Origin of the sequence: Parafrankia soli, from assembly GCF_001854695.1 — a bacterium.
GTDB classification, from domain to species: domain Bacteria; phylum Actinomycetota; class Actinomycetes; order Frankiales; family Frankiaceae; genus Parafrankia; species Parafrankia soli.
The window spans coordinates 25,972-47,799 of sequence record NZ_MAXA01000212.1; the positions used below are offsets into that span (position 1 = coordinate 25,972).

The following is a 21,828-nucleotide window of genomic DNA, read 5'->3' on the forward strand; positions in this document are numbered from 1 at the left end:
ATCCAGCGAAGTGCGCGGAGGCTGCGCGACAGCGATCGTCAGAGAACCCTGCACCCGTCCCGTCCCTAGCCCGACGCCCGCCTGGAAGGCCTCCGACTACGCGCCACCAGATCACGGGCGGCCTCCGGCCACTCGGGTAGATCGAACACGAACCCCGCCCCAAGCAGCCGGCCCGGCACCACCCGCCGGCTCTTCAGAAGCAGCTCAGTGTCGCTACGCATCACGAACGCACCCACCTCGGCCATCCACGCCGTCGCCGGCAACCCCACCCGCACCCCCACCGCCGCCCGCAGACCCGCGACGAACTCCCGGTACGGCAACGGGTTCGGCGACGCCAGATTCACCGGCCCCACCAGATCATCACACTCCACCAGGAACACGACCGCCCGGACGAAATCACGGTCGTGAATCCACGACATGTACTGCCGGCCCCCGGCGACCGGCCCACCCAGACCCAGCCGGGACATCCGCCACAGCACGTCAAACGCACCACCCCGGCCCGGCGCCATCACAATGCTCGTCCGTAGCGCCACCCGGCGGGTATCCGGCGTCGCCGCCTCCGCCTGCGCGGCTTCCCACCGCCGGGCGATGTCAACACTGAACGCCCAGTACGCCGGCACACCCTCCTCGCCGCCGCCGACAATCCCCGACACCTCGTCATTGGCCCGGTCAAAGCTGTGCGCGTAGATCGTGGCGGTGCTCATCTGCAACCACACCCGCGGCGGACGGGCCGCCCCCGCGATCGCCGCCCCCACCACAGCCGCGGAATCCACCCGCGACGCCATCATCTCCGCCAGATTCGCCCGGGTGTACCGGCAGTTCACACTGCGCCCAGCCAGGTTGACCACCGCGTCGGCGCCATCCACCTCGGCCACCCATGCGCCCTCGGTCCGACCATCCCAACGCACCGTCCGCGCACCGGGCACCTGAATATCGGCGTGCCGGCTGAGGACAACCACCTCATGCCCCGCACTCCCGAACGCACCCGCGAGCAGTAACCCCAGATGCCCCGTCCCACCCGGAACAACGATCTTCACGATCTCCCCGCTCCCGCTCGACCGGCACGCGACCACAGCCAGTCTTACGCGCGCCCCGATCCCAATGCGCCGCAGAGAAACCATCCCGTCACCAGGGTTCACGCCGCCGAGCGTGCCCGAGCAACAGCCGATCAGACCTGCCGCGCCTCGGCGAGGAGCGCGTCGAGGCCCTCTGCGGAGGCTCGCTTCTTTCTTCCGCCCGCTCGCCCGTGGCTGACCGCAAGCACGGCGCCCCGGCGCCATGTCGACAGCTCGTCCTGCAGACACCCGTCCCGGTCGTCGCCGACGTTGCCCGGATGAGCCTTGATGTCCGAGAGGGCCGACTCCACCTCGTCCTCGTCGTCCTGCGCGGTGTCCCCGGCCCCGGCCCCGGCGGCTCGATCAGGTCCACGCGCATCTGCCGCAGCAGCTCAGCCCGCACCTGCTCCTCGCGGCGTTCGTCGTGCCAGATCACGTCCACCAGGTGCGAGACGAGCTTGACCAGGTCGCTCTTCATGCACTCGTGCCAGCCCGTCAGATCTCGCAGTTCGCTGCGATGCCGTTTCGCGGCGCGGGAGGCGAAGTCATAAAACCCCAGCTCGGACGCGGCGACGCCGACCTGCTTCGCGACGTGTTCGACCGCATCGGGTGGCAACTCCAGGCGCATCCGGGGAAACCGGCCGCGCCAGGTCAGGAACTTGAGCTGGACGGCGAAGCCCAGCCTCGTCGCCGGACAGGGTGAAGTGGTCCACCACCCCGTCCAGACCCAGATCCCGCCCCACTGCGCAGCCCCTTCCACCCGCCCCGTGATCGGCATTCGGGCTGGACAGTAGAACCACCGACGCACACCGGGCACGGACATCCGCGAAGCGGCCCGGCGAGGCGGGCGGACCTGGTACGGGCGCCCGGGGCCGGTCAGCTGAGGGGGGTGACGTAGGCGCGCGAAGTGGGTGCCGATGACCGCCTCGTGGAGATGTCCGGAGATGACGTGGTCGCCTTCGACGCCCATCCGTCGGGTCTTCGTCGTTCGGGAATGGTGCATGCGGTCGGCCGGAGAATCGACTACGGTTGACAGCGTGTGAGATTCGGCAATGACCCTCTGTGACGCGGTGCGGGGCGCGATGCCCCAAGCGGCCCTCTGCTGAGCCCTCCGGCGAGATGTACCGCCGGGCGCGGCTCGTGGGCTGTGCTGCTCGTTGCCTGCCCGTTGTTGCCGACGGTGTTCACCTCTCCTCCCCTCCAGCCCTGGCCTTGCTCTGGCCGTTTCTTCGACGGATCCGACGGGCCAACCATGCATCCGGCTGTGTTGATCCGTCCCGTACGTCCCGGGTGGGCGCTGCGCAGAGGCCAGCGAACGATCCCGAGATCGGCAGGGCCCCCAGGAGGAGGGCGGAGCGCAACTGTGCCGGACCCTGCCGGCGGTCTCCGCCCCCAGAAAGGACTTCATATGACTCACCCTGAAGGTTCCGCCGCGCGCCAGCAGCGTGCGGACGCCCTGATGGACGAACGCCGTGCGGTATTCCCACCGAACGGATCCCCTCCCGACGGTCTGCTGTGCGCGGCGACATCACTCAACCCAGTGACGATCAGGAGGACTCCTGCGTGTCGACAGCGCAACTCGCCCTGCATGACATCACCAAGCGTTACCAGGACCACGTCGTACTCGACCGGATCGGCGTCACGATCAAGCCGGGCGAGAAGGTCGGTGTCATCGGGGAGAACGGATCCGGCAAGTCCACGCTGATCAAGCTCATCGCCGGGCAGGAAGAACCCGACAACGGTGCGCTGACGGTGGTCGCGCCCGGTGGGGTCGGCTAGCCGACCTGCGGGAACTGGAGGAGGGCATGCGCCGGGCCGAGGCCGAGCTGGCCGAACGGCCGCACCAGGAAGAGCAGGATGCCGAACCCGCCACCCTCCTGGAGGGCTACGCCGCACTGGTCGACCGGTACCAGGCCCGGGACGGCTACGAGGCCGACTCCCGGGTGGAGATCGCGCTGCACGGACTCGGGCTGCACGGGCTGGACCGCGGCCGGCGGCTGGGCACCCTGTCCGGCGGCGAGCGGTCGCGCCTCGCCCTGGCCGCGACTCTGGCCTCGGATCCCGAACTGCTGCTGCTGGACGAGCCAACCAACCACCTCTCGCCCGCGCTCGTCGAGGAACTGGAGGAGGCGCTGACCGGCTATCAGGGCATGGTCGTCGTCGGCCGCCCCTCCGTTTGCTGTTTTTGTTTGTTGGTTTTGGAGATTGTTTGTGAAGATCAACATGGGGACGAAGGACGGTCAACACTGTTGATTATCTTGAGGGCGGGAAGTGATTAGCCTGTTTCCTGGGTGGCTGCCCGCTCAAGTCGGTGACAGAGCGGGCAGCCACCCGAGGGCTGATCAGGCCTCGTCCCCCGGCACGTAGCGGCCGGCTATCACAGTGGCGCTCAGGTCCTCACAGGTCGCGACCGTTGTGACGAGGCCGGCGTGGAGAAAGGTCTCCCCCGCCAGCGGCGCCTGGGCCCGGCTGGTCTCGACGAGCAGACTCCCCCCGGGCGCCAGCCAGTCTGTCGCCTCGGCGGCCACCCGGCGCAGCACGTCCAGCCCGTCCGAACCGCCGTCGAGGGCCTCCCGGGGCTCGTGGACCCGCGCCTCGGGAGGCAACAGCCCCAGTCGACCCGTCGGCACGTACGGAACGTTGGCCACCAGAAGATCCACCCGCCCGCGCAACACCGGCGGCAGCGGCGCGTAGAGATCACCTGTGTAGACCCGGGCCGGTGCCGGGGTGATGCGCGCCGGACCGGTCAGGTTGCGCCGGGCGCAGGCGACGGCGACCGGGTCGACGTCCCCCGCGTGCAGGTCAACCGGCCCGCGGACGGCGCCGGCCAGCGCCGCGCCGACCGCGCCCGACCCGCAGCACAGATCGACGACCACCCAACCCGCCGCCGAGCGGGCCCTGTCCCCCACGGTCGCGCCGGCGGCCAGGATCGCCGCGGCGCGGTCGACGAGGAACTCGGTGCGGCGGCGGGGGACGAACACCCGCTCGTCGACAGCCACCCGCAGGCCGCGGAACGACACCCAGCCCAGCACGTGCTCCAACGGCAGCCCGGACGCCCGACGGGCGACCATCACGGCGAGCTCGTCGGGGGTGCTCGCGGTTGACAGCAGCAGCGCGGCCTCGTCCTCGGCGAACACACAACCGGCCCCGCGCAGCGTCGCCACGACGGCCGACCGGTCGAGCGAGAGGCGCGCAGCGGTGGGCAACGGGGTAGCGAACGACGAAGACGCGGAGAACGACGAAGACGGTGAAGCGGGAGAGGCGGGAGAAGCGGTGGAACCCGACATGAGGACCTTCCGGAAAACCGAGAGCGCACTGCACGGCGCACCGGTCCTCCGCGCGGCACCGCTCGGCGCCGGACGCCTCAGTGGGCGGCGCGGCGAGCGGGTCGGCCGGCGGGCCTGGTGAACGCGCGGGGAGAGCGCCCAGCCTGCGGCAGCGGGATCGGGCTCACCTCCCCAGGTCGGCCGGCACCTCGGGTCACCTGGTGACCCCGGCACGGGCGCGGGCTCGGACACCGCCGGTGCCGGAACGGCAGCCGATCCAGCTCGGCGGCCCGCCGTCACCAGCGCGTTTGCAGGTCCCGTTCCTACCGCGTCACACCCTGCCACGTCCACCCCACGCGGACGGCCACCCGCTGCGTTTCCGGGCTGGCGTCGGGCGTGTGGCACCACGTCACGCGCGGTGGGCGGCAGCACCGGGCGAAACACGCGAATGACCTGGTCGCCACGCGGGTCGCGCACGATCCGCTTCGGGGTTCGTCCGGTAGAACCGGAGCATGAGCTCGGCCGACGATCCCAGGGCGATACCGGCAGACGACGATCCCGCCACCATGACGGGCGGTGCCCAGACGGCGGCACCACCGTCGTCACGGTGCGTCTTCCCTGGCTGCGAGCGGCCCACCGCACCCGCCGACCGGCCTGGACGGCCACCGTCCTACTGCGAGGACCCGGCCCACAACCGGCTCGCGGCCTACCGCCGTCGCCGCGACATCGCCCGCCGGGAGAGCACCCCGCCCGCCGGCGGTGACCCGGCGGCCGTGCGTCCGCCGGTCGCGCGGCCGATCGCCGCCGGGCGGCTGCGGGCCGACGAGCTCGCCGCCCAGATCCGCGCGCTGGCCGCCGACCTGACCCGTTCCCTGGACGGCTTCTCCCGGGAGATGGCCGGCCTCGGGGATGTCGCCCGCGCCGAGGCACAGGTGGAGGCGGCCGAGGCCGATGCCGCCGAGCGGGTCGCCGAGGCGGTGGCCCGGGCCGTGCGCGCGGAGCAGACCGCCAGGGCGGAGCAGACCGCCCGCGGGGAGGCCGAGGCGGTGGCCGCCGAAGCCGTCGCCGCCCTCGAGGATGCCGAACGGCGCCTGGCCGCCGCCGAGGCGGCGCACGCGGGCGCGGTCACCGATGCCGAGACGGCCCGCCGGGAGGCCGCCGCGGCGGTGGAGGCGGCGCGCGCTGACGCCGACGACGATGTGGCGCGTGCCCGGCGGGAGGCGGCCACCGAGATCGGTCGGGTCCACGCCGAGGCAGAACGGGTCCGTGCCGAGCTGACCGCCGAGACTGACCGGCTGACCGTGGCGTTGCGGGCCGCGGAACGGGCCGCCGAGCGGGACGCGGCGGCCCTGCGCGAACTGCGGGCGGACCGCGACCATCTGCGGGCCGACCGGGACCGGATCCGCGACGACGCCCGCCGCGAACGCGACGAGCTGGCCCGGGCGCACGCCGACGCCCAGGCCGAGACCGCCCGGGTCCGCGCGGCCGCCGCCGAGGACCTCGAGCGGGAACGGGCAGCCGCCACCGACCAGCTGGCGCGGGCCCGCGCCGAGGCGGCGTCCCGGCTGGCGGCCGAGCAGCAGGCCGCCGCCGAACGGCTCGCCGTGCTCACCGATGCCCGCGCCGAGGCCCGGACCCGCGCCGAACGCGCCGAACGGCAGGTCGACGAGCTCACCGCCGAGCTACGCACCGCCCGTGCCCAGCCCTCGCCAGCCGGTGGACGTCCGGCCGGCGAGGTGCCGGTGCCGCCGGGTCGCCCGGCGGTCGAGTGAGCCTGCCGGCCCCGCGATGAGCCGGGAACCGGGGTGGGATCAGGCTGCGGGACGCAGAGTGCGGGCGAACAGCGCCAGCGACTTCTCCCAGTGCCGCTCGGCCGCCGCCTCGTCGTACACGGGGAAGTCGACCAACGCGAACCCGTGCCGCGCGGGGAGGATCTCCGCCTCGTAGTCGACCTTCGCCTCGTCCAGCGCCGCCACGAGCCGGGCGTGGTCGGCGTCGGTGTGGTGGGCGTCGCCGGTGGCGATCGCGATGTACAGGGCGGCGCGGATGCGGTCCGCCGCCAGGTACGGGCTGGACGGGTCGTCGCTGGCCAGCCCGCCGCCGTGGATCGACGCCGCCGCCGCGACCCGATCGGGGTGTGCCGTCGCCGCGGTGAAGGCCATCCGGCCGCCGACGCAGTAGCCGATGGTCCCCACCGGGCCGGGCAGCGCGCCCGGCTCGTCGGCCAGGGCGTCCAGCAGCGCGCCGGTGTCGGCCATCACCCGCTGCGGGGTCGCCTGGGAGACGACCCGCCCCAGCCGGGCGCGCTGCTCGGGGTCGGCAAAGTCGATCTTCTCCGGTGCTGCCGCGTCGGCCCCGGCGCGGTAGAACATGTTCGGCAGGGCCACCAGGTAGCCGGCCGCCGCCAGCCGCCCGGCCATCCGCTGCACCGTCTCCCGGACGCCGTAGGCATCCGGGTACATGATCACAACCGGGGCGGGGGCGCCGCCGTCGGGGGCATGGAGATCGACGTCCATCAGCCCGTCTACCGTCTGGACGTCACGTCGGGACACCGCCATCGGGATCACCTTCCACTCACGCCGCCCCCCGCACCCGGGCTCCGGTGGGCGGATCCCGGCGGGGACGGCCACCACGTGGCCCACCCACAGTCCGCGGCCGCGCCGGCCGCCAGGGTCCGGCATCCGGCTCCGGATGTGTCCGGAGCCGGGAATCCGACGCCCTTCGGGAGCCTGACACCCCGGTCCACCCGCCGCGACCGGCGGGGGACGGGACGCCGGATGACGCCGGCCGCCGTCCAAAGCATTCACCAGCGCCACCTGGCCGCGTCGACAAGGGGGGACGGGACGGTGGGCGGGGCCGCGCCCGGCCCAACGGCCGCACGGCAGGCCGTCAACGGCCGGCTCCCGGCTCACGGTGGCGATCCGTCGCCGGAGGAAGGCCGGACCTCGATGGGAACGGAGGATCAACTCCTGTTACGCTCCTTGCGGAGCGGAGGCTCCGTTCCGGAGCCTGGAGGGTCCATGATCCAACCTGCCCGCAGAGCCCACCACCAGGTCACGTTCGCCGTACTGGCGCTCGCCGTGGCCACCTACGCCCTGCTGCAGTCACTGGTCACCCCCGTGCTACCCACGATCATGGAAAGCCTGCACACCAACCAGACCACGGTCACCTGGGTGCTGACCGCCTACCTCCTCTCCGCCTCGATCTTCACCCCGATCATGGGCCGCATCGGCGACGCCGTCGGCAAGAAGAAGATGCTGCTGGTCGCCCTCGGCGCACTCGCCGTGGGCTCGGCGCTGGCCGCGATCGCCACCGGCATCACCCTGATGATCATCGCCCGTGTCATCCAGGGCGTGGGCGGCGGCATCCTCCCGCTCGCCTTCGGCATCATCCGCGACGAGTTCCCCCTCCCGAAGGTCTCCAGCGCCATCGGCGTCCTGGCCGCGCTGACCGCGGTCGGCGCCGGCCTCGGCCTCGTCCTGGCCGGCCCGATCGTCGACCTGCTCGACTACCACTGGCTGTTCTGGGTTCCCCTGATCATGGTGCTGCTGGCCACCGCGGCCGCCGTCGTGTTCATCCCGGAATCCGCCATCCGCACCCCCTCCAGGATCAGCACCACCCCGGCGCTGCTGCTCTCCGCCTGGCTGGTCTGCCTGCTGCTCGGCCTCTCCGAAGGCCCCGACTGGGGCTGGACGTCCGGCAAGGTGCTCGGCCTGCTCGCCGGCGCCGTCGTCATCGGCGGAGCGTGGGTCGTCGTCGAGGCACGCTCCACCGCCCCACTGATCGACATGACCATGATGCGCCTGCCGGCCGTGTGGACCACCAACCTCGTCGCCCTGCTCATCGGCGTCGGGATGTACGCCCTCATGGCGTTCCTGCCGCAGTTCGTGCAGACGCCGACCTCCGCCGGATACGGCTTCGGCGCCACCATCACCGAATCCGGGCTGATCCTGCTGCCGCTGAGCATCACGATGTTCGCCGTCGGGATCGCCTCCGGCCCGCTGGCCGCCCGCTACGGCTCCAAGGCCGTCGTCGTCACCGGCTCCGCGGTCACGATCATCTCCTTCGCCCTGATCGCCTTCGCCCACCACGACAAGTGGGAGGTCTACATCGCCACCGCGGTGATGGGCATCGGGCTCGGCCTGGCCTTCTCCGCCATGGCCAGCCTCATCGTCGAGGCCGTCCCCGCCCACCAGACCGGCGTCGCCTCCGGCATGAACGCCAACATCCGCACCATCGGCGGCTCGATCGGCGCCGCACTGATGGCCACCATCGTCACCTCCGGCGCCGGATCCGACGGCATACCCAAGGAATCCGGCTACACCAACGGCTTCGCCATGCTCGCCGGCGCCACCGTGCTCGCCCTGATCGCCGCCCTCGCCATCCCGGCCGCACGCCGGGGCCACCCGGCTACCGCCCAGGACCTGCCGCACGCCGAGCTGGGGCTGGTGCCCGGCGGCACCCTGCTCGGCGCCGACCCGGAGTAGACCGCACCAGCCGGTGCGTACCGGCTAGGGCCCTACCAGCCGGGACAATCAGACCAGTCACCCCGTCAGGCCGACCACGGTCCGTCGGCGCCCACGGCTATGGTGGTAGCCGATGATCGTGTAACGATGCTGAGGCGGACTACAGTGATCTCCACGGCTACCAGCGGTGGGAACCAGAACACCGGAGACAGCACCGCGACCGACGCCGGGCCGCGGCTGCGCCGAGACGCCGCCGCCAACCGCCAGCGCCTGATCACCACCGCGATCGAGGTCTTCAACGACGAAGGCATCGAAGCCGGCGTCGAACACATCGCGCAGCGCGCCGGGCTCGGCATCGGCACGCTCTACCGCCACTTCCCCACCAAACAGGCACTCATCGAATACCTGATCCACGAGATCCTCGCCGACATGGCCGGGGCCGCCGAAACCGCCCGCAACGCACCCGGCGGGCACGGCCTGGAACGCTACGCGCGCGCCGTCGCCAACACCATGGCCGCCCACCGCGGCTGCCTGGCCCGCCTGTGGGAACGCGCCCCCGCACCCGAACAGGAGAAGATGCGCCACACGGTCGCGGACCTGCTGCGCGACGCCCAGACCGCCGGCGTGATCCGCGACGACGTCACCCTGACCGACGTCCTGATGACCCTGCGCTCCGTGCGCGGAGTCGTCGAGGCCCCCGGCGACAACCCCGCCCAGGCCTGCCAGCGCCACCTCGACTTCATCTTCGCCGGCATGCGCCCCGCCTCCGTCCAGCGGTAACCGGGAACAACAGAAGTCCACCGGCAGACCTCGACCCACCGGCCGCACAGGCGTGTCGAACCCGCGGACGGCCGGTGGGTTCGACATACCATCTGACTCCTGACAATGATCAGGAGAGGCTGTCTGGTCGTGACGCTCGCMGCCCGGGAACGGGCACACCCACAAGTGGACGACGCGGTCACCAAGGCGGCGACCCGCTACCGGCGCAGCCGCTGCCTGGCCGGCATCGGCATCGGCGCGCTACTCCTCACCCCCGGCTGGGCCCTGGCCGCCGCCACCATCGCGCGGCACCTGACCGGAACCCACCCGGGCACCCCCTGGACCGCCGCGGCCATCGTCCTGGCCGCCGCGGGAACACTCGGCTACGCCGCGATCTTCGGGAGCCGGTCCGGCGCCCAGATCCGGGAGCGACTGCCCTACGACCGGGTCGACGACCTGGCCTACCACTACCTGCGCGTACGCCAGGAAGCCGCCGCCGGCGGCGCGACAGCGCCCCCACCCGAGCTCCTGGCCGCCGCCGGCCGCGCCGCCCGCCGCCTCAGCGTCACCTGCCCGCACAGCGCCTCCCGACTCAAGGCCGCGATGCTCGCCCAGCGCTACTTCGACAACGCGGCCGGCGCACGTACCCCGGGCCGCCGCCACGGAGCCCTCGACCTCGCCGAAACCCTCGAGACGACCCACCGCCTCCTCGCCTCTCTCCGCCCCGTCTGACGGTGCCGGTCGCCGCGCACACCAACGCCGACCGGACCGATTCGTCGGCTGTCACTCCGGAAGCGAACCCGGGGGAGCCGGCGGACGGGTGCAGGTGAGGTCGGCGCTGGGCAGGGTGCCCGACCGCAGGTAGGCATTGACTGCCTCGTCGACACAGCCGCTGCGCCCGCCGTACACGCCGTGCACCCGTGCTCCGCGCAACGTCACCAGCCGCGACGAGGACAACGCCCGGTGCAGCACCCGGCTGCCCGCGTACGGCGTGCGGTTGTCCTTCTCCGCGGCCACCACCAGCGCGGGCACGGTGTTCGCCACCCGGGTCGGCGCCTCTCGACCCCTCCGGCACCGCCTCCACCCGGCGCCCGGGTGACCCGCCGGGCAGCGTCGGACCGCCGGTCGCGACACCGTCCAGGAACTCGTCGAGGTGGGGGTTCTCCGCCGGCGCACGGCCATCCGCCGCGTCGGCGAAGGCCCGCACACCCATCGCCAGGATGTCGGACGCCTCCGCGCTGTCGTCGACTTCCGCTCATCAAGCGCAGCACGGACAATATCCATGTCACGAGCGGTGTTCCGTGTCGACGCGAACGGCAGCACATCGGCGTGCACCGCGCACGCCTGCGCTATCGCGGCCTGACCGTCGGCGGTGCGATCGAAACTGTCCTGGTCGGGGCCGCCGGCGCGCGGCCAGGGCCGCTTCAGGAGCGGCCCGCAGTCCAGCGGTGCGCTGCGGCCGACGAAACGGGGGTCCATCCCGACCACGTCGAAGCCGTCCGCCGCCTCACCGAGCAGCCCACGCAGGTCCGGGGCGGCGTCCAGAGCGGGGCCCCCGGGACCGCCAAGATTGATCATCAGAATGCCGCGCCGGTGGGCGGTGTCGGCCGCCCTGATCCGGGACACCCCGAGGGTGATCTCCCGGCCGTCGGGGCGGGCGTAGTCCAGCGGGACGCTGATCCCGGCGCACTGCGCGCCGGCCGCGTCCAGGTAGGAGCCGATCGCGTCGTTGGGGCCGGTCCGGCATTCGTGCCAGCGCACCGGCTGGTTCTCGAACGGGGCGAGGGCCGGGTTCAGGCTCGCCACACCGGGCGGGGCGGGATCGGGCGCGCCGTCCGCCGCCAGCGCCCCGGGGATCGGCCCGGCGAAGGAGCTGACCCCGACGAGGGCCGCGGCGCCGACAACGACACCGCACATCCGCGTGCCTTGTATGTGGGTTGAAAGGTGTTCCAGGAGGAGTCGGTGGCCGACTGTTCAAGATCATAAACTGGAAGGCGGCGGCGTCAACATCGTTGACTATCTTGAGTCTCGGGGACACCGCGCAGGGGCGCGGGGCGGACACGCCGCTCCCCCACCGCATCTGTCTGGCGTTCCAGCGGCAGGTCGTCGACGCCTTCGTACGCTCAGGCCTGCGCTGACCGGGCGGGCAGGAGATCCGCGCTGCCGCCGGGGCCGACGACCGCGCGGACGTCGCCCGGGCCCACCTGCTCGCCGCACTGCGAGCAGGTGGGCACCGTGTGGAAGACCTCGCCGCAGCCGCGGTGCCGCACGTTCACCGGCGGGCCCGCGGGCGCGGCGTACCGGTCGCCCCACTGCCGCATCGCGGACAGCACCGGCCACAGGTCGCGGCCCTTGTCGGTGAGCCGGTAGTCGTAGCGCGGCGGATGCTCCTGGTAGGCGGTCCTGGCCAGGACGCCGGCCTCGACCAGACCGGTGAGGCGCTGGGTGAGCACGTTGCGGGAGATCCCGAGCCGCCGCTGGAAGTCGTCGAAGCGGCTCACCCCCAGGAAGGCGTCGCGCAGGATCAGCATCGTCCACCACTCGCCGACGACCTCGAGGCACTGGGCCACCGAGCAGTTCATGTCCGCGAAGCTCTTGCGCTCCATGACCGGCACGTTAGTCAGTTGCGTGACGGAACGCCAGCGCCCTAAGTTCAGTTGCATGACAGAACTGATGATGGACCGGGGCGTCTCGCCCTCACGACGCCGCGAGGCGTCCGGACGCGAGGTTCTGCTGATCGTCTGCAGTGGCGTGATCCTGGCGAGCCTCGACCTGTTCATCGTCAACGTCGCGCTGCCGCAGATCGCCCACGATCTCGGCGAGACCGACCTGAGCCGGCTGTCGTGGGTGCTCAACGGCTACGCGGTCGTCTACGCGGCGCTGCTCGTCTTCTTCGGACGGCTCGCCGACCGGTACCGCCGCGACCTCGGCTTCCTGCTCGGCGTCGCGGTGTTCACGCTCACGTCGGCGGCCTGCGCGGCGGCCACCACCGTCGACATGCTGATCGGCTTCCGGCTCGTGCAGGCCGCCGGGGCCGCGCTGGTGACACCCACCTCACTGGGCCTGGTGCTCGCGGCCCACGAACCCGAGCGCCGTCAGGGCGCCGTGCGCACCTGGACCGCCGTCGGCGGGATGTCGGCGGCGATCGGCCCGGTCGTCGGCGGGCTGCTCGTCGCCGCCAGCTGGCGCTGGGCGTTCCTCGTCAACGTCCCGGTCGGCCTCGCGGCCCTCGTCGTCGGCTGGCGCCGGCTGCCGCGCCTGGCCGGCCAGCCGACCGAGCGGCCCGACGCCGTCGGCGTGCTGCTGGCCACCGGCGGGGTCGGCCTGCTGACCGCCGGGCTGGTCCGGGGGCCGGACTGGGGCTGGTCCTCGGCGGCGCTGGTGGGATCCCTCGCCGGCGGGGTCGGCCTGCTCGTCCTGTTCGCCGTCCACTGCGCCACCAGCCGGAACCCGCTCGTGCACCCGTCCCTGTTCACCTCCCGGCACTTCACCGGCGCCTCGGTCGTCGCGCTGTTCTTCTCCGCCTCCTTCGGCGCGATGCTGCTGTCGATCGTGCTCTGGGAGCAGGGCCAGTGGGGATGGTCCGCGCTGCAGGCCGGCCTGGCCATGGCGCCTGGGCCGCTCATGGTCCCGCTCGTCTCGTTCGGCATCACCGGCAGGCTGATCGCCCGCTACGGGCCGGCGATCGTCATCGGGCTGGGCAGTGTCATCTTCGGCGGCGGGGTCGCCTGGTGGGCGCTCGCGATCACCACGGAGCCGAACTACGTCTCCGGCGTGCTCGGCGGCATGACCCTCACCGGGATCGGCGTCGGCCTGACCCTGCCCACCATGATGTCCACGGCCGCCGCGTCGCTGCCCCCGCAGTCGTTCGCGACCGGCTCCGCGGTCGTCAACATGGTGCGCCAGACCGGCATCGCCCTGGGTGTCGCCGTCACCATCGCGGTGCTCGGCGAGTCGTCGGCGGGCAGCGGCATCCCGCTGCACCTGTTCACCCGGGTCTGGTGGGTCACCGCCGCCCTGTCCTTCGCCGGAATCGTGCCCGCCGTGGCCCTCCTGCGCCGCCCCGCCCGCACGGCTTGAGCACCCGACCGGCGACGTTGTCGACCGGTGGCGTTCGGGGCCGCGAACCGGTTGACTTTAGGCCGCCGGGCCGGTGTGGGCCCGGCGCCGGCGGTGGTCCGGTCGCACCGGCGACTCGCCCGCGGCGGACGGCTGCCGGCGTGTGTCCGATCGCCACGCCGTCGCGCGTGGCGTCTGGTGTGAGGAGCCGGTCCGTGTCCGAAGCCCCGTCCCGCGTCGCGATCGTCACCGGAGCGGCCCGCGGCATCGGCGCCGCCATCGCGCAGCGCCTGGCCCGTGACGGCATGGCGGTGGCCGTGCTCGACCTCGAGGAGTCAGCGGCCAAGACCACCGTGGACGCGATCGCGGCCGCAGGCGGGAAGGCGATCGCCCTGGGCGCCGACGTCTCCGACGCCGCCGCGGTGGACGCGGCCGTCGCCCGGGTGGCCGCCGAGCTCGGCGCGCCGACGGTGCTGGTCAACAACGCCGGTATCACCCGCGACAACATGCTGTTCAAGATGACCGAGGGCGACTGGGACGCGGTCATGGGCGTCCACCTGCGTGGCTCGTTCCTGACCGCCCGGGCCACCCAGAAGTACATGGTGGACGCGAAGTGGGGCCGGATCGTCAACCTCTCCAGCATCTCCGCGCTGGGCAACCGCGGCCAGGCGAACTACTCGGCCGCCAAGGCCGGCCTGCAGGGCTTCACCAAGACGTTGGCGATCGAGCTGGGCAAGTTCGGCATCACGGTGAACTGCGTGGCGCCCGGGTTCATCGTCAGCGACATGACGCGGGCGACCGCCGAGCGCCTGGGTGTCGGCTGGGAGGACTACCTGGCCGTGGCGAAGTCGAAGATCCCGGTCGCCCGGCCCGGCGAGGTCGACGACATCGCCCACGCGGTGTCGTTCTTCGTCGGCGAGGGCGCCGGCTTCGTGTCCGGCCAGGTCCTCTACGTCGCCGGCGGCCCGAAGGCCTGAGCCTGTCTGCACGATCAGCCCGGGCGGGCGGACCTCATCGTGGTCGGGTTCGTGTCGGTGGCGGGCATGTCGATGCTCCTGTCAGGCTCGGCGGTCAGGCCAGGTCAGGTCGTCGGTTCGGTCGGGTCGGGTGACTCGGTCAGGTCGGGTGGGTGGCGGGGCGGCATCGGGTCGACGTCGTCGGGCATGGCGCGCAGGACGTCGTCGAGGCGCCGGTAGCGCTCCTCGGCCTGGCGGCGGTACCGCTCGAGCCACGTCGTCAGGAGGTCGAGGACGTCGGCCTCCAGGTGCATCGGACGCCGCTGTGCCTGCCGGCCGCTGCTGACCAGGCCGGCGTCCTGCAGCACCCGCAGGTGCTTGGACACCGCCTGGACGGTCATGTCGTAGGGCGCGGCGAGCTCGTTGACAGTGGCGTCCCCCACCGCCAGGCGCGCCACGATGTCGCGCCTGGTCGGGTCCGCCAGCGCCGAGAACACCCGGGACAGCGTGTCCGCCGCCACCACCGGCACTCCCCCTCTGCATTCCCCAGGCCGGCCACGATCAGCCGGCCACTTCCTCAACCGATTGGTTGAATACCGAGCTTAGGTCGCCTCACCCAGGTCGTCAACCAGTTGGTTGAGGACAGGGCGCGGCGACCGGCCGCCACTGTTCGTCCCGCCGCGGTCACCGCCGTGGGCCCAGGGCTCATCCGGGGCCGGGGCCGCCTGAGCCGTCCGCAAGGATGGACTCCGGGCCGGACAGGGGCCGCAGCGAGCTCGCGGAGGAGAACGGCGTGAACGGGCACGACCAGGACGGCTCCGGCACCGGCGGACACCACGGGCGCGGGCACGACAGCAACGGGCTCGACGACGGGCTCGACCTCGAGCACGGCGGCGGGTTGCTGCGCGACCTGCTCGCCGGTGCCCTGGCGCGCCCGGTGTCGCTGGTGCGCACCCGTCCCAAGCGGCCCCCGACGCCCACCGCCGAGCAGGTCCGTTCCGGGCAGGTCGTCGCCTGCCACGTCTACGCCGACGGCCAGCGGGTCCCCGACGGGTCGAACATGCTGACCGCCGCGCACATCGCCCGCCGCCACCATGGCGCGTTCGCCTGGCTGGGCCTGTTCGAGCCCACCGACTCCGAGCTGGAATCCATCGCCGGCATCTACGGCCTGCCCGCGCTCGCCGTGGAGGACGCCGTCGTCGCCCACCAGCGGCCCAAGATCGAACGGTACGGCAGCACGCTGTTCGTGGTGCTCAAGACCGCCCGCTACGTCGAGCACGGCGAGCTGACCGCGGACACCGAGGTCGTCGTCACCGGCGAGGTGATGGTCTTCATCGGCTCCGACTTCGTCGTCACCGTCCGCCACGGTGCGCACGGTGGGCTCCAGCAGCTGCGCGGCCAGCTGGAGGGACGGCCGGAGATGCTGCGCCACGGGCCGTCCGCGGTGCTGCACGGCGTGTGCGACCGGGTCGTCGACGACTACCTGGCGGTCGTCGACCGCATCGAGGCCGACGTGGACGCCGCCGAGGCGTCGGTGTTCGAGCACTCGGCGCGGCCGTCGGTGGAGAAGCTCTACCAGCTCAAGCGCGAGATCCTCGAGTTCAAGCACGCGGTGAGCCCGCTGACCGCCCCGCTGCGGTCGCTGTCCGACACCCCACTGCCGATGATCGACCCGCATGTGCGCGACCACTTCCGGGACGTCTTCGACCATCTCGTGCAGGCCACACAACGGATCACCCACCTCGACGAGCTGCTGTCGTCGATCCTGCAGGCGACACTGACGCAGGTGACCATCGCTCAGAACGAGGACATGCGCAAGATCAGTGCGTGGGTGGCGATCGGAGCCGTGCCCACCGCGGTCGCCGGGATCTACGGAATGAACTTCGAGCACATGCCCGAGCTGCGGCAGATCTGGGGCTATCCGGCCGTGCTGGTGACGATCGCGACCGCCTGCCTGTTCCTGTACCGGGCGTTCCGCCGCAACGGCTGGCTCTGACTCCTCGGGAKCCCTCGGCCGTGCCGCGGTGTGTGTGCCGCACCGGCCTGGGCATGCCGTAGCGAGGAGGTGGTGCCCATGGCGCGTCCGGCGTCGCCACTGGGCCCACCGATCGAGGTCGTGGAACCGGACCCCGCGGTGGCCGACCTGCTCGGGGTGCTGCGCCGCCACCTCGGCATGGATCTCGCCTGGCTGGGCCGGGTCGAGGGCAACCTGCTGGTGCTACAGGTCGTCAACGGCGACGCGGCCGGTTTCGGCATCGCGCCGGGCAGCACGATCCGCCGCGAGGCGGCCCTTTACACTCAGGTACTCGCCCACGATCAGCCGGTCATCATCCCCGACACCCACCGCGACCCGCGGACCGTCGGCGCGGGCACCGTCCGGGTACTGGGTATCGGGGCGTACGTGGCCACGCCGGTCTACGACAACGACAACGACATCTACGGCATCCTCGGCTGCCTCGCGCACCAGCCCCGCCCGGAGCTGCGCGAACGCGACGGCCGGTTCCTCAGCCTGCTGGCCGCGTTCCTCAGCGACGCCGTCATCGACCTGCACCGGGTGTGGGAGACGCGCAGCCGGGTCTCCCGGGTGATCAACGACCTCATCGACGCCGGTGGCCCGCAGATCGTCTTCCAGCCGGTGGTCGACCTCTCCGATGGCGGCGTGGTGGGAGTCGAGGCGCTGTCACGCTTCCCGGGATCGACCGACGACCCGGAGGGTTGGTACGCCGTCGCCAGCAGCGTCGGGCTCGGCACGGACCTCGAGCTGACGGCCATCCGGCGCGCACTGACCGTGATGTCCGAGCTGCCCCGCTCGGTCACCCTCGCCGTGAACGCCTCACCGGCCACCATCACCTCCGGTCTGGTCGGCCTGCTGGCCCCGTTCCCGGCCTGCGAACGACTGATCGTCGAGATCACCGAGCACGAGTACTTCAGCGCCGACCCGGTGGTCATGCGCGGCATCCACGCGCTGCGCGCGCTCGGCGCCCAGATCGCGGTGGACGACATCGGCACCGGCTACGCCGGCCTCGAACAGCTCATCCACCTGCGGCCCGAGATCGTGAAACTCGACTATCTGATCACTCACGGGATGGACGGCGACCCCGCCCGCCGCGCCGTCGCCGCCGCCATCGTGGACGTCGCCGCGGAGATCGGCGGCTGCGTGATCGCCGAGGGCATCGAGAACACCGCCGAGCTGCGGGTCGCCATCGACGCCGGCATCGACTTCGGCCAGGGCTACCTGCTCGGCGCACCCGCCCGCACCGCACGCGCCGCCTGCGCCCCGGCCGTCGCACTCGCCAACTACCCCGGCTGACCCCCGCACGACGGGGCGCGAGCCGACGTACGGGGCCGGTGTTCCGGTGTTCCGCGGAACACCGGGTCCGGTTCAGGGGTGGCCGGTCTCCGGAGGTTGTCGGTGAAGAGGTCGAAGCCGCGGCTGAGGCCGCCGGGAGCCGACCAGGACAGGTGCGGCAGGATCCGGACGCGGGCGTCATGGCGCAGCGGATGGTCGGCCGGCAGCGGTTCGGGGTCCGTGACGTCCAGACTGTCGAAGTTCCAGGAGAGTTGGGGCTGCTCCGACGTGGATTCGGTCATCGTCAGGCTCCTCCGGCCGTTCCGTGCCTCGCACGACGGCGGCGCGCGACGACGGGGTGTCGGGATGGTGGGTCCAGGCAATCTGGACACCGGTCCTGGCGCATGCTGCCTGCTGGCCGGGGGGTGGGGCAGTCGAATGGGAAAAGTCGTGTTGACTTTCCGGGTTCTCCCCTATTCCAACGTCGACCTCGGCGGTTACCGCCGGCGGGGAATCAGGCCGCGGCGGCGTCTGGTGGCAGGGTGGCGGCGATGCCGGACAGCAGCCAGTCGAGGCCCTGCTCGAAGGCCCGGTCCGCATGCCCGCCCGAGAGCGTGAGCGGTTCGGTCAGCACCTCGGCGAGCGCCGGGTGCTGTCCACTCGCCGCGAGCTGGTGCAGATGCTCGACGACGGCCTGCCAGCGCGGTTCGGCCGGCAGGCCGGGCACCGCGCGATCGACCGCGGGCGCTCCCGTGCCACGGTCGCGCTCGTCCCCGCCGCCACCCGCCCGCGCCGGGGCCCGGTCCTGCTCCGCGGCCAGGCGACGCTCAGGGGCCAGGTTCTGGTCTGGGGCCGAACTGCGCTCTGGGGCCGGGCCGTCGGCGGCGCACGCCTGTTGGCCCTCGCGCTTGCGCGCGGAGACCTCCCCGAGGATGTGCCCGATCACGAACGTGTCCACGGCCCGCAGGATTTCAATCCTGCGGCTGGTCTCCACCCGCAGGCCGGCGAGGGCCTCGAACGACTGCTCGATGTGTCGCACGGCGTTCGGGCCGATGTTTCCGCGTTTCACGACGGACCGCAGCATCCACGTATGGCGCAGGCCCACTTCCCGGCTGCGGGCAGCGATGGCCCGCATCGCCGCCCGCCAGTCCGTGGGCAGCGCCTCGGTCAGGACGGCCTCCCCGGCGACCCGGTCGGTCATGAGGTCGAGCAGGTCGTCCTTGCTCGGGACGTGGGTGTAGAGGCTCATCGGCCGGGCGTCGAGCACGGCCGCGACCCGGCGGATGGAGACCGCGTCGAGCCCTTCGCGGTCGGCGATGTCGATGGCGGCTCCGACGATCGCCGCGCGGGTCAGCCCGGGTCCGGGCGGCGCCGGCGGACTTTCCCACAGCGGGCCGAGTGCCGCACCAGGCCCGGTTCCCCCGCTCGCGGCGCGAGGTTCCGGCTGCCGGTCATCCACCCGTCCAACACTAGCCGCGCGCGGCTTCGATCAGGTGCGACGTGAAACGTCTGCCACGATGGCTTCCACTCCTCGGAGCGAGGGATGGCGCATCATTCGCTGGCGCCGGCCCCGCCCAGGACGACGGTGTCGATGACGGTGAGGGCATCGCTGATCGTCGCCGCCAGGTCTCCGCCGAGCAGATACCAGCGGGTCTGTGCGACGAGGATGATCGCACCCGCGGCGACTGCGAGCATCGCGGGCTCCAGGTCGTCGGGCGCCTTACCCAGCCGCATGCCAAGGAACTCGGCGAGGACGCCGTTGAACTCCAGGATGCTCACACCGAGCATCACCCGGGTGGCGTAGAGGCTGGCCTCCACGACCTGGACCCACCGGGCGACCTCGGCCGAGTCCTCGGCGGCGACGACGTCCTGGACGGCCTGGCGGACCGAACGCATCGGCGCCTCGTCCGCAGGTCGGGTCGCCAGGGCGGTTGCGACGGCCTGTGCCCGGCGCCGGAGGACGGCCCGCAGGACATCGTCCTTGGCCGGGAAGTAGCGGTAGAACGTGCGGACGGAGATCCTCGCGGCGGCCGCGATGTCGTCGACCGTCACCACGTCGAATCCGCGGAGCTCGAACAACTGGAGAGCGGCTGACTCGACGGCCCGGGCCGCGGCTTCCAGCCGGTCGGCCCGGGCCTGTCGCACACTCGGCGATGTCCGGTACGGCCGCTTTGCGCCGTCCCCAGCCACTCCCCCTCCTGCCCGTGCGCCCGTGACGGTGGATCGGACCGTCCACCACCAGGCTAGGCGCCGGGCAGGCCCCACAGGCTCAGGGTCAGGGTCAGGCGACGGTCGGAAGGGTCAGGGCGGAGCCGCCGACGCCGGTGGCGACGGTGACGTCGACCGGGGTCGGATTCTGGGTGAGCATCGTCGAGACGCCGCCGGAGACGCGCACGGCGATGCGGTGGCCGGCCCCGAACTGCCAGTCGTCCGGCCGGATCGGAACGGTGAGGGTGACGGGTGCCCCGGTCGGCACCGGGGTGGGCACGACGCTCGAGATCCGGTGGCTGGCCCGGAGGAAGCCGTTGTTGACCAGCGTCTCGGTACCGTCAGGTCCGACGTCGAGCAGTTCGACGTAGAGGTTGGCGTCCGGGCCGGACAGCCTCGCCCGCAGCGTGAGCGTCGGGCGGCCGAACAGCGCCGTCGGTGCGGTGAGCGCGCTGGTCTGGAAGAGGACGGACCCCCCGGCGGTCGACGGATCCTGCGGCTGGTGGAACGTCCTGGTTCCGGCCGTCGGGCTGGCCGCTCCCAGCGAGCCGTCCGGGTTGAGGGTGAACGCTCGCGTGGTGGTGCCGGTCGGCCGGTAGCCGATGATCTCCCGCCATCCCGCTGAGGTCGTGCCGGGGCTGGCGCCGGCGTAACTGACCAGCGTCGGCCGGGGCGGGATCGGGACGTTGGGAATCCGCATCACCCAGTGGTCGAACCAGGCGAGTGTGATCCCCGGGGAGAGTCCTTCGGAGTTGCAGACCCGCCCGCAGCTCGGATACCGCAGCGGGGCCTGGTGCGGCCACTGGCCGTAGATGGCCCACGTGCGGCCGAGGGCACCTTCGATGTTGGTGAACTGGCCGGAGCGGAAGTACTGGTCGACCCAGCCGCCCATCGCGAAAATCGGGACGTTGATCGCATGATGACGGCCGACGAACGATCGTGACTGCCAGTAGTCGTCGTAGGTGGGGTGCGCGCGGTTGGCCGCGTACTCGGCCTCGGCGTTGATCGCTCCGCCGCTGATCAGCTGAGCGGTGTCGGGCCAGTTGTCGATGCTGCCGCCCTCTGTGGTCTTGATGCCACCCGGATAGATGACGTCGCTGTAGAGGTCGGCCGGGGACTGCAGCGGGGCGATGGCGACCAGGTGCGGAGGCTGGTTGATGGCGGCGGCGTAGGTCGTGTCACCGCCGTAGCTCTCGCCGGTCATTCCGATCCGGCCGTTCGAGAAGGGCTGGACGGCCAGCCATTCGACCAGGTCGCGGGCATCCTTGCCGTCCTGGGGCGACATGGCGTGCTGCCAGGTGCCCCCTGATCCGCCGGTCCCCCGCAGGTTGCAGACCAGGGCGTTATAGCCGTGGGTCGCGAAATAGGTGGCCTCGCTGGCGACGTAGCTCGCCCGTAATGCCGTATACGGAGTGAACTCGACGACCAGGCCGGGGAAGGTACCCACGGCCGGCGCACCGTTGGTCGCCGGCCGGACCAGGGTGCAGCTGAGCGGGGTGCCGTCCCGGGCCGGAACTGTGGTCTCGGTGGAGACGGTCTGATAGGTGGCCGGACGGTCGTAGTTCCACCAGGCCTGTGTGTCCGCCGATAAAGGCCGGGCGAGGACGGGCGTGGGCGGGGATGTCGACGGGGCGGCGATACCGGCCGTTGCGGACAAAGCCGATGCGGACAAAGATGCGGCGACCGCCAGAGCGGCGACCGGAGCGAAGCGGCGGATGAACGTTGGCGCACATCTGGCCATGAGGCTCCTTCCCAATCAGACGGCAGATG

At 72.1% G+C, this 21,828-nt stretch carries 19 protein-coding genes and 2 pseudogenes; 9 read left to right on the forward strand and 12 right to left on the reverse strand.

Annotation, left to right across the window (positions count from 1 at the left end):
• Positions 1-65: 65 nt before the first annotated feature.
• The 3 genes and pseudogenes from BBK14_RS16120 to BBK14_RS42250 form a co-directional block, all read right to left on the reverse strand.
• Positions 66-1,037 (reverse strand): epimerase, encoded by a 972-nt coding sequence (locus tag BBK14_RS16120; RefSeq protein WP_071063460.1) that lies wholly within the window; start codon positions 1,035-1,037, stop codon positions 66-68.
• A 131-nt stretch (positions 1,038-1,168) separates the two neighbouring features.
• Complete coding sequence (locus BBK14_RS40195) at positions 1,169-1,366, reverse strand: hypothetical protein (protein ID WP_241831537.1); 198 nt, start codon at positions 1,364-1,366, stop codon at positions 1,169-1,171.
• Between the two features lie 74 nt (positions 1,367-1,440).
• Positions 1,441-2,463 (reverse strand): annotated as a pseudogene (locus BBK14_RS42250) (DUF4158 domain-containing protein); the annotation flags it as partial.
• Positions 2,464-2,618: 155 nt separating this feature from the next.
• Here BBK14_RS42250 and BBK14_RS16135 point away from each other — a divergent pair.
• A pseudogene (locus BBK14_RS16135) lies at positions 2,619-3,214 on the forward strand (ATP-binding cassette domain-containing protein); the annotation flags it as partial.
• 183 nt (positions 3,215-3,397) lie between these two features.
• Here the strand turns inward: BBK14_RS16135 and BBK14_RS16140 are convergent.
• A complete protein-coding gene (locus BBK14_RS16140) occupies positions 3,398-4,261 on the reverse strand; it encodes a putative protein N(5)-glutamine methyltransferase (protein WP_241831543.1) in 864 nt (287 codons plus the stop codon).
• A gap of 572 nt (positions 4,262-4,833) precedes the next feature.
• On the opposite strand from BBK14_RS16140, the gene BBK14_RS16150 reads away from it, so the two are divergent.
• Complete coding sequence (locus BBK14_RS16150) at positions 4,834-6,093, forward strand: hypothetical protein (RefSeq protein WP_071063375.1); 1,260 nt, start codon at positions 4,834-4,836, stop codon at positions 6,091-6,093.
• Between the two features lie 39 nt (positions 6,094-6,132).
• On the opposite strand, the gene BBK14_RS16155 is transcribed toward BBK14_RS16150, so the two are convergent.
• Complete coding sequence (locus tag BBK14_RS16155; protein WP_071063462.1) at positions 6,133-6,879, reverse strand: dienelactone hydrolase family protein; 747 nt, start codon at positions 6,877-6,879, stop codon at positions 6,133-6,135.
• A 462-nt stretch (positions 6,880-7,341) separates the two neighbouring features.
• Here BBK14_RS16155 and BBK14_RS16160 point away from each other — a divergent pair, with 462 nt between their 5' ends.
• From BBK14_RS16160 to BBK14_RS16170, 3 genes are all read left to right on the forward strand, one after another.
• The gene (locus BBK14_RS16160; RefSeq protein ID WP_071063377.1) at positions 7,342-8,808 is read left to right on the forward strand and encodes an MFS transporter; all 1,467 of its coding nucleotides are present in this window, start codon (positions 7,342-7,344) and stop codon (positions 8,806-8,808) included.
• A 144-nt stretch (positions 8,809-8,952) separates the two neighbouring features.
• Positions 8,953-9,567 carry a TetR/AcrR family transcriptional regulator gene (locus BBK14_RS16165; protein WP_071063379.1) on the forward strand — a complete coding sequence of 205 codons (615 nt, stop codon included), beginning with the start codon at positions 8,953-8,955 and terminating at the stop codon, positions 9,565-9,567.
• Between the two features lie 129 nt (positions 9,568-9,696).
• Positions 9,697-10,278 (forward strand): hypothetical protein, encoded by a 582-nt coding sequence (locus BBK14_RS16170; protein ID WP_131802338.1) that lies wholly within the window; start codon positions 9,697-9,699, stop codon positions 10,276-10,278.
• Positions 10,279-10,329: 51 nt separating this feature from the next.
• Here BBK14_RS16170 and BBK14_RS16175 read toward each other — a convergent pair whose 3' ends face one another.
• Together BBK14_RS16175 and BBK14_RS16180 are read right to left on the reverse strand one after the other, a co-directional pair.
• Positions 10,330-11,463, reverse strand: a complete 1,134-nt coding sequence (locus BBK14_RS16175) for an alpha/beta hydrolase (RefSeq protein WP_071063384.1) — start codon at positions 11,461-11,463, stop codon at positions 10,330-10,332.
• Positions 11,464-11,669: 206 nt separating this feature from the next.
• The gene (locus BBK14_RS16180; protein ID WP_071063464.1) at positions 11,670-12,152 is read right to left on the reverse strand and encodes a winged helix-turn-helix transcriptional regulator; all 483 of its coding nucleotides are present in this window, start codon (positions 12,150-12,152) and stop codon (positions 11,670-11,672) included.
• Between the two features lie 55 nt (positions 12,153-12,207).
• Here BBK14_RS16180 and BBK14_RS16185 point away from each other — a divergent pair, with 55 nt between their 5' ends.
• Entirely contained in the window at positions 12,208-13,626 is a 1,419-nt protein-coding gene (locus BBK14_RS16185; protein WP_071063386.1) for an MFS transporter, read from the forward strand.
• Positions 13,627-13,820: 194 nt separating this feature from the next.
• Positions 13,821-14,582 (forward strand): 3-oxoacyl-ACP reductase FabG, encoded by a 762-nt coding sequence (fabG, locus tag BBK14_RS16190; RefSeq protein WP_020461636.1) that lies wholly within the window; start codon positions 13,821-13,823, stop codon positions 14,580-14,582.
• A 104-nt stretch (positions 14,583-14,686) separates the two neighbouring features.
• Here fabG and BBK14_RS16195 read toward each other — a convergent pair whose 3' ends face one another.
• Positions 14,687-15,085, reverse strand: coding sequence for a metalloregulator ArsR/SmtB family transcription factor (locus BBK14_RS16195; protein ID WP_338045473.1), 399 nt, complete (start codon positions 15,083-15,085; stop codon positions 14,687-14,689).
• Between the two features lie 218 nt (positions 15,086-15,303).
• Between BBK14_RS16195 and BBK14_RS16200 the strand changes: the two genes are divergently transcribed.
• The gene (locus BBK14_RS16200; RefSeq protein ID WP_083391000.1) at positions 15,304-16,557 is read left to right on the forward strand and encodes a magnesium and cobalt transport protein CorA; all 1,254 of its coding nucleotides are present in this window, start codon (positions 15,304-15,306) and stop codon (positions 16,555-16,557) included.
• 78 nt (positions 16,558-16,635) lie between these two features.
• A complete protein-coding gene (locus BBK14_RS16205) occupies positions 16,636-17,871 on the forward strand; it encodes a sensor domain-containing phosphodiesterase (protein ID WP_071063390.1) in 1,236 nt (411 codons plus the stop codon).
• Here the strand turns inward: BBK14_RS16205 and BBK14_RS40200 are convergent.
• The 4 genes from BBK14_RS40200 to BBK14_RS16225 all read right to left on the reverse strand — a co-directional run bounded on the left by BBK14_RS40200 (position 17,859) and on the right by BBK14_RS16225 (position 21,799).
• On the reverse strand, positions 17,859-18,152 hold the full coding sequence (locus tag BBK14_RS40200; RefSeq protein ID WP_071063392.1) for a hypothetical protein: 294 nt from the start codon (positions 18,150-18,152) through the stop codon (positions 17,859-17,861). The genes BBK14_RS16205 and BBK14_RS40200 overlap by 13 nt on opposite strands.
• Before the next feature lie 212 nt (positions 18,153-18,364).
• Positions 18,365-19,309 carry a TetR/AcrR family transcriptional regulator gene (locus BBK14_RS16215; RefSeq protein WP_071063394.1) on the reverse strand — a complete coding sequence of 315 codons (945 nt, stop codon included), beginning with the start codon at positions 19,307-19,309 and terminating at the stop codon, positions 18,365-18,367.
• 92 nt (positions 19,310-19,401) lie between these two features.
• On the reverse strand, positions 19,402-20,040 hold the full coding sequence (locus BBK14_RS16220; protein ID WP_071063397.1) for a TetR family transcriptional regulator: 639 nt from the start codon (positions 20,038-20,040) through the stop codon (positions 19,402-19,404).
• A 91-nt stretch (positions 20,041-20,131) separates the two neighbouring features.
• Positions 20,132-21,799 (reverse strand): CocE/NonD family hydrolase, encoded by a 1,668-nt coding sequence (locus BBK14_RS16225; protein ID WP_071063399.1) that lies wholly within the window; start codon positions 21,797-21,799, stop codon positions 20,132-20,134.
• Positions 21,800-21,828 lie beyond the last annotated feature (29 nt).

What these genes read in the sequence shown, in the direction of transcription:
- BBK14_RS16180 (WP_071063464.1), bottom strand. Translation starts at nt 12,152, where the DNA reads ATGGAGCGCAAGAGCTTCGCGGACATGAACTGCTCGGTGGCCCAGTGC.
- BBK14_RS16225 (WP_071063399.1), bottom strand. Translation starts at nt 21,799, where the DNA reads ATGGCCAGATGTGCGCCAACGTTCATCCGCCGCTTCGCTCCGGTCGCC.
- BBK14_RS16185 (WP_071063386.1), top strand. Translation starts at nt 12,208, where the DNA reads ATGACAGAACTGATGATGGACCGGGGCGTCTCGCCCTCACGACGCCGC.
- BBK14_RS16175 (WP_071063384.1), bottom strand. Translation starts at nt 11,463, where the DNA reads ATGTGCGGTGTCGTTGTCGGCGCCGCGGCCCTCGTCGGGGTCAGCTCC.
- BBK14_RS16200 (WP_083391000.1), top strand. Translation starts at nt 15,304, where the DNA reads ATGGACTCCGGGCCGGACAGGGGCCGCAGCGAGCTCGCGGAGGAGAAC.
- BBK14_RS16205 (WP_071063390.1), top strand. Translation starts at nt 16,636, where the DNA reads ATGGCGCGTCCGGCGTCGCCACTGGGCCCACCGATCGAGGTCGTGGAA.
- BBK14_RS16150 (WP_071063375.1), top strand. Translation starts at nt 4,834, where the DNA reads ATGAGCTCGGCCGACGATCCCAGGGCGATACCGGCAGACGACGATCCC.
- BBK14_RS40200 (WP_071063392.1), bottom strand. Translation starts at nt 18,152, where the DNA reads ATGACCGAATCCACGTCGGAGCAGCCCCAACTCTCCTGGAACTTCGAC.
- BBK14_RS16160 (WP_071063377.1), top strand. Translation starts at nt 7,342, where the DNA reads ATGATCCAACCTGCCCGCAGAGCCCACCACCAGGTCACGTTCGCCGTA.
- BBK14_RS16155 (WP_071063462.1), bottom strand. Translation starts at nt 6,879, where the DNA reads ATGGCGGTGTCCCGACGTGACGTCCAGACGGTAGACGGGCTGATGGAC.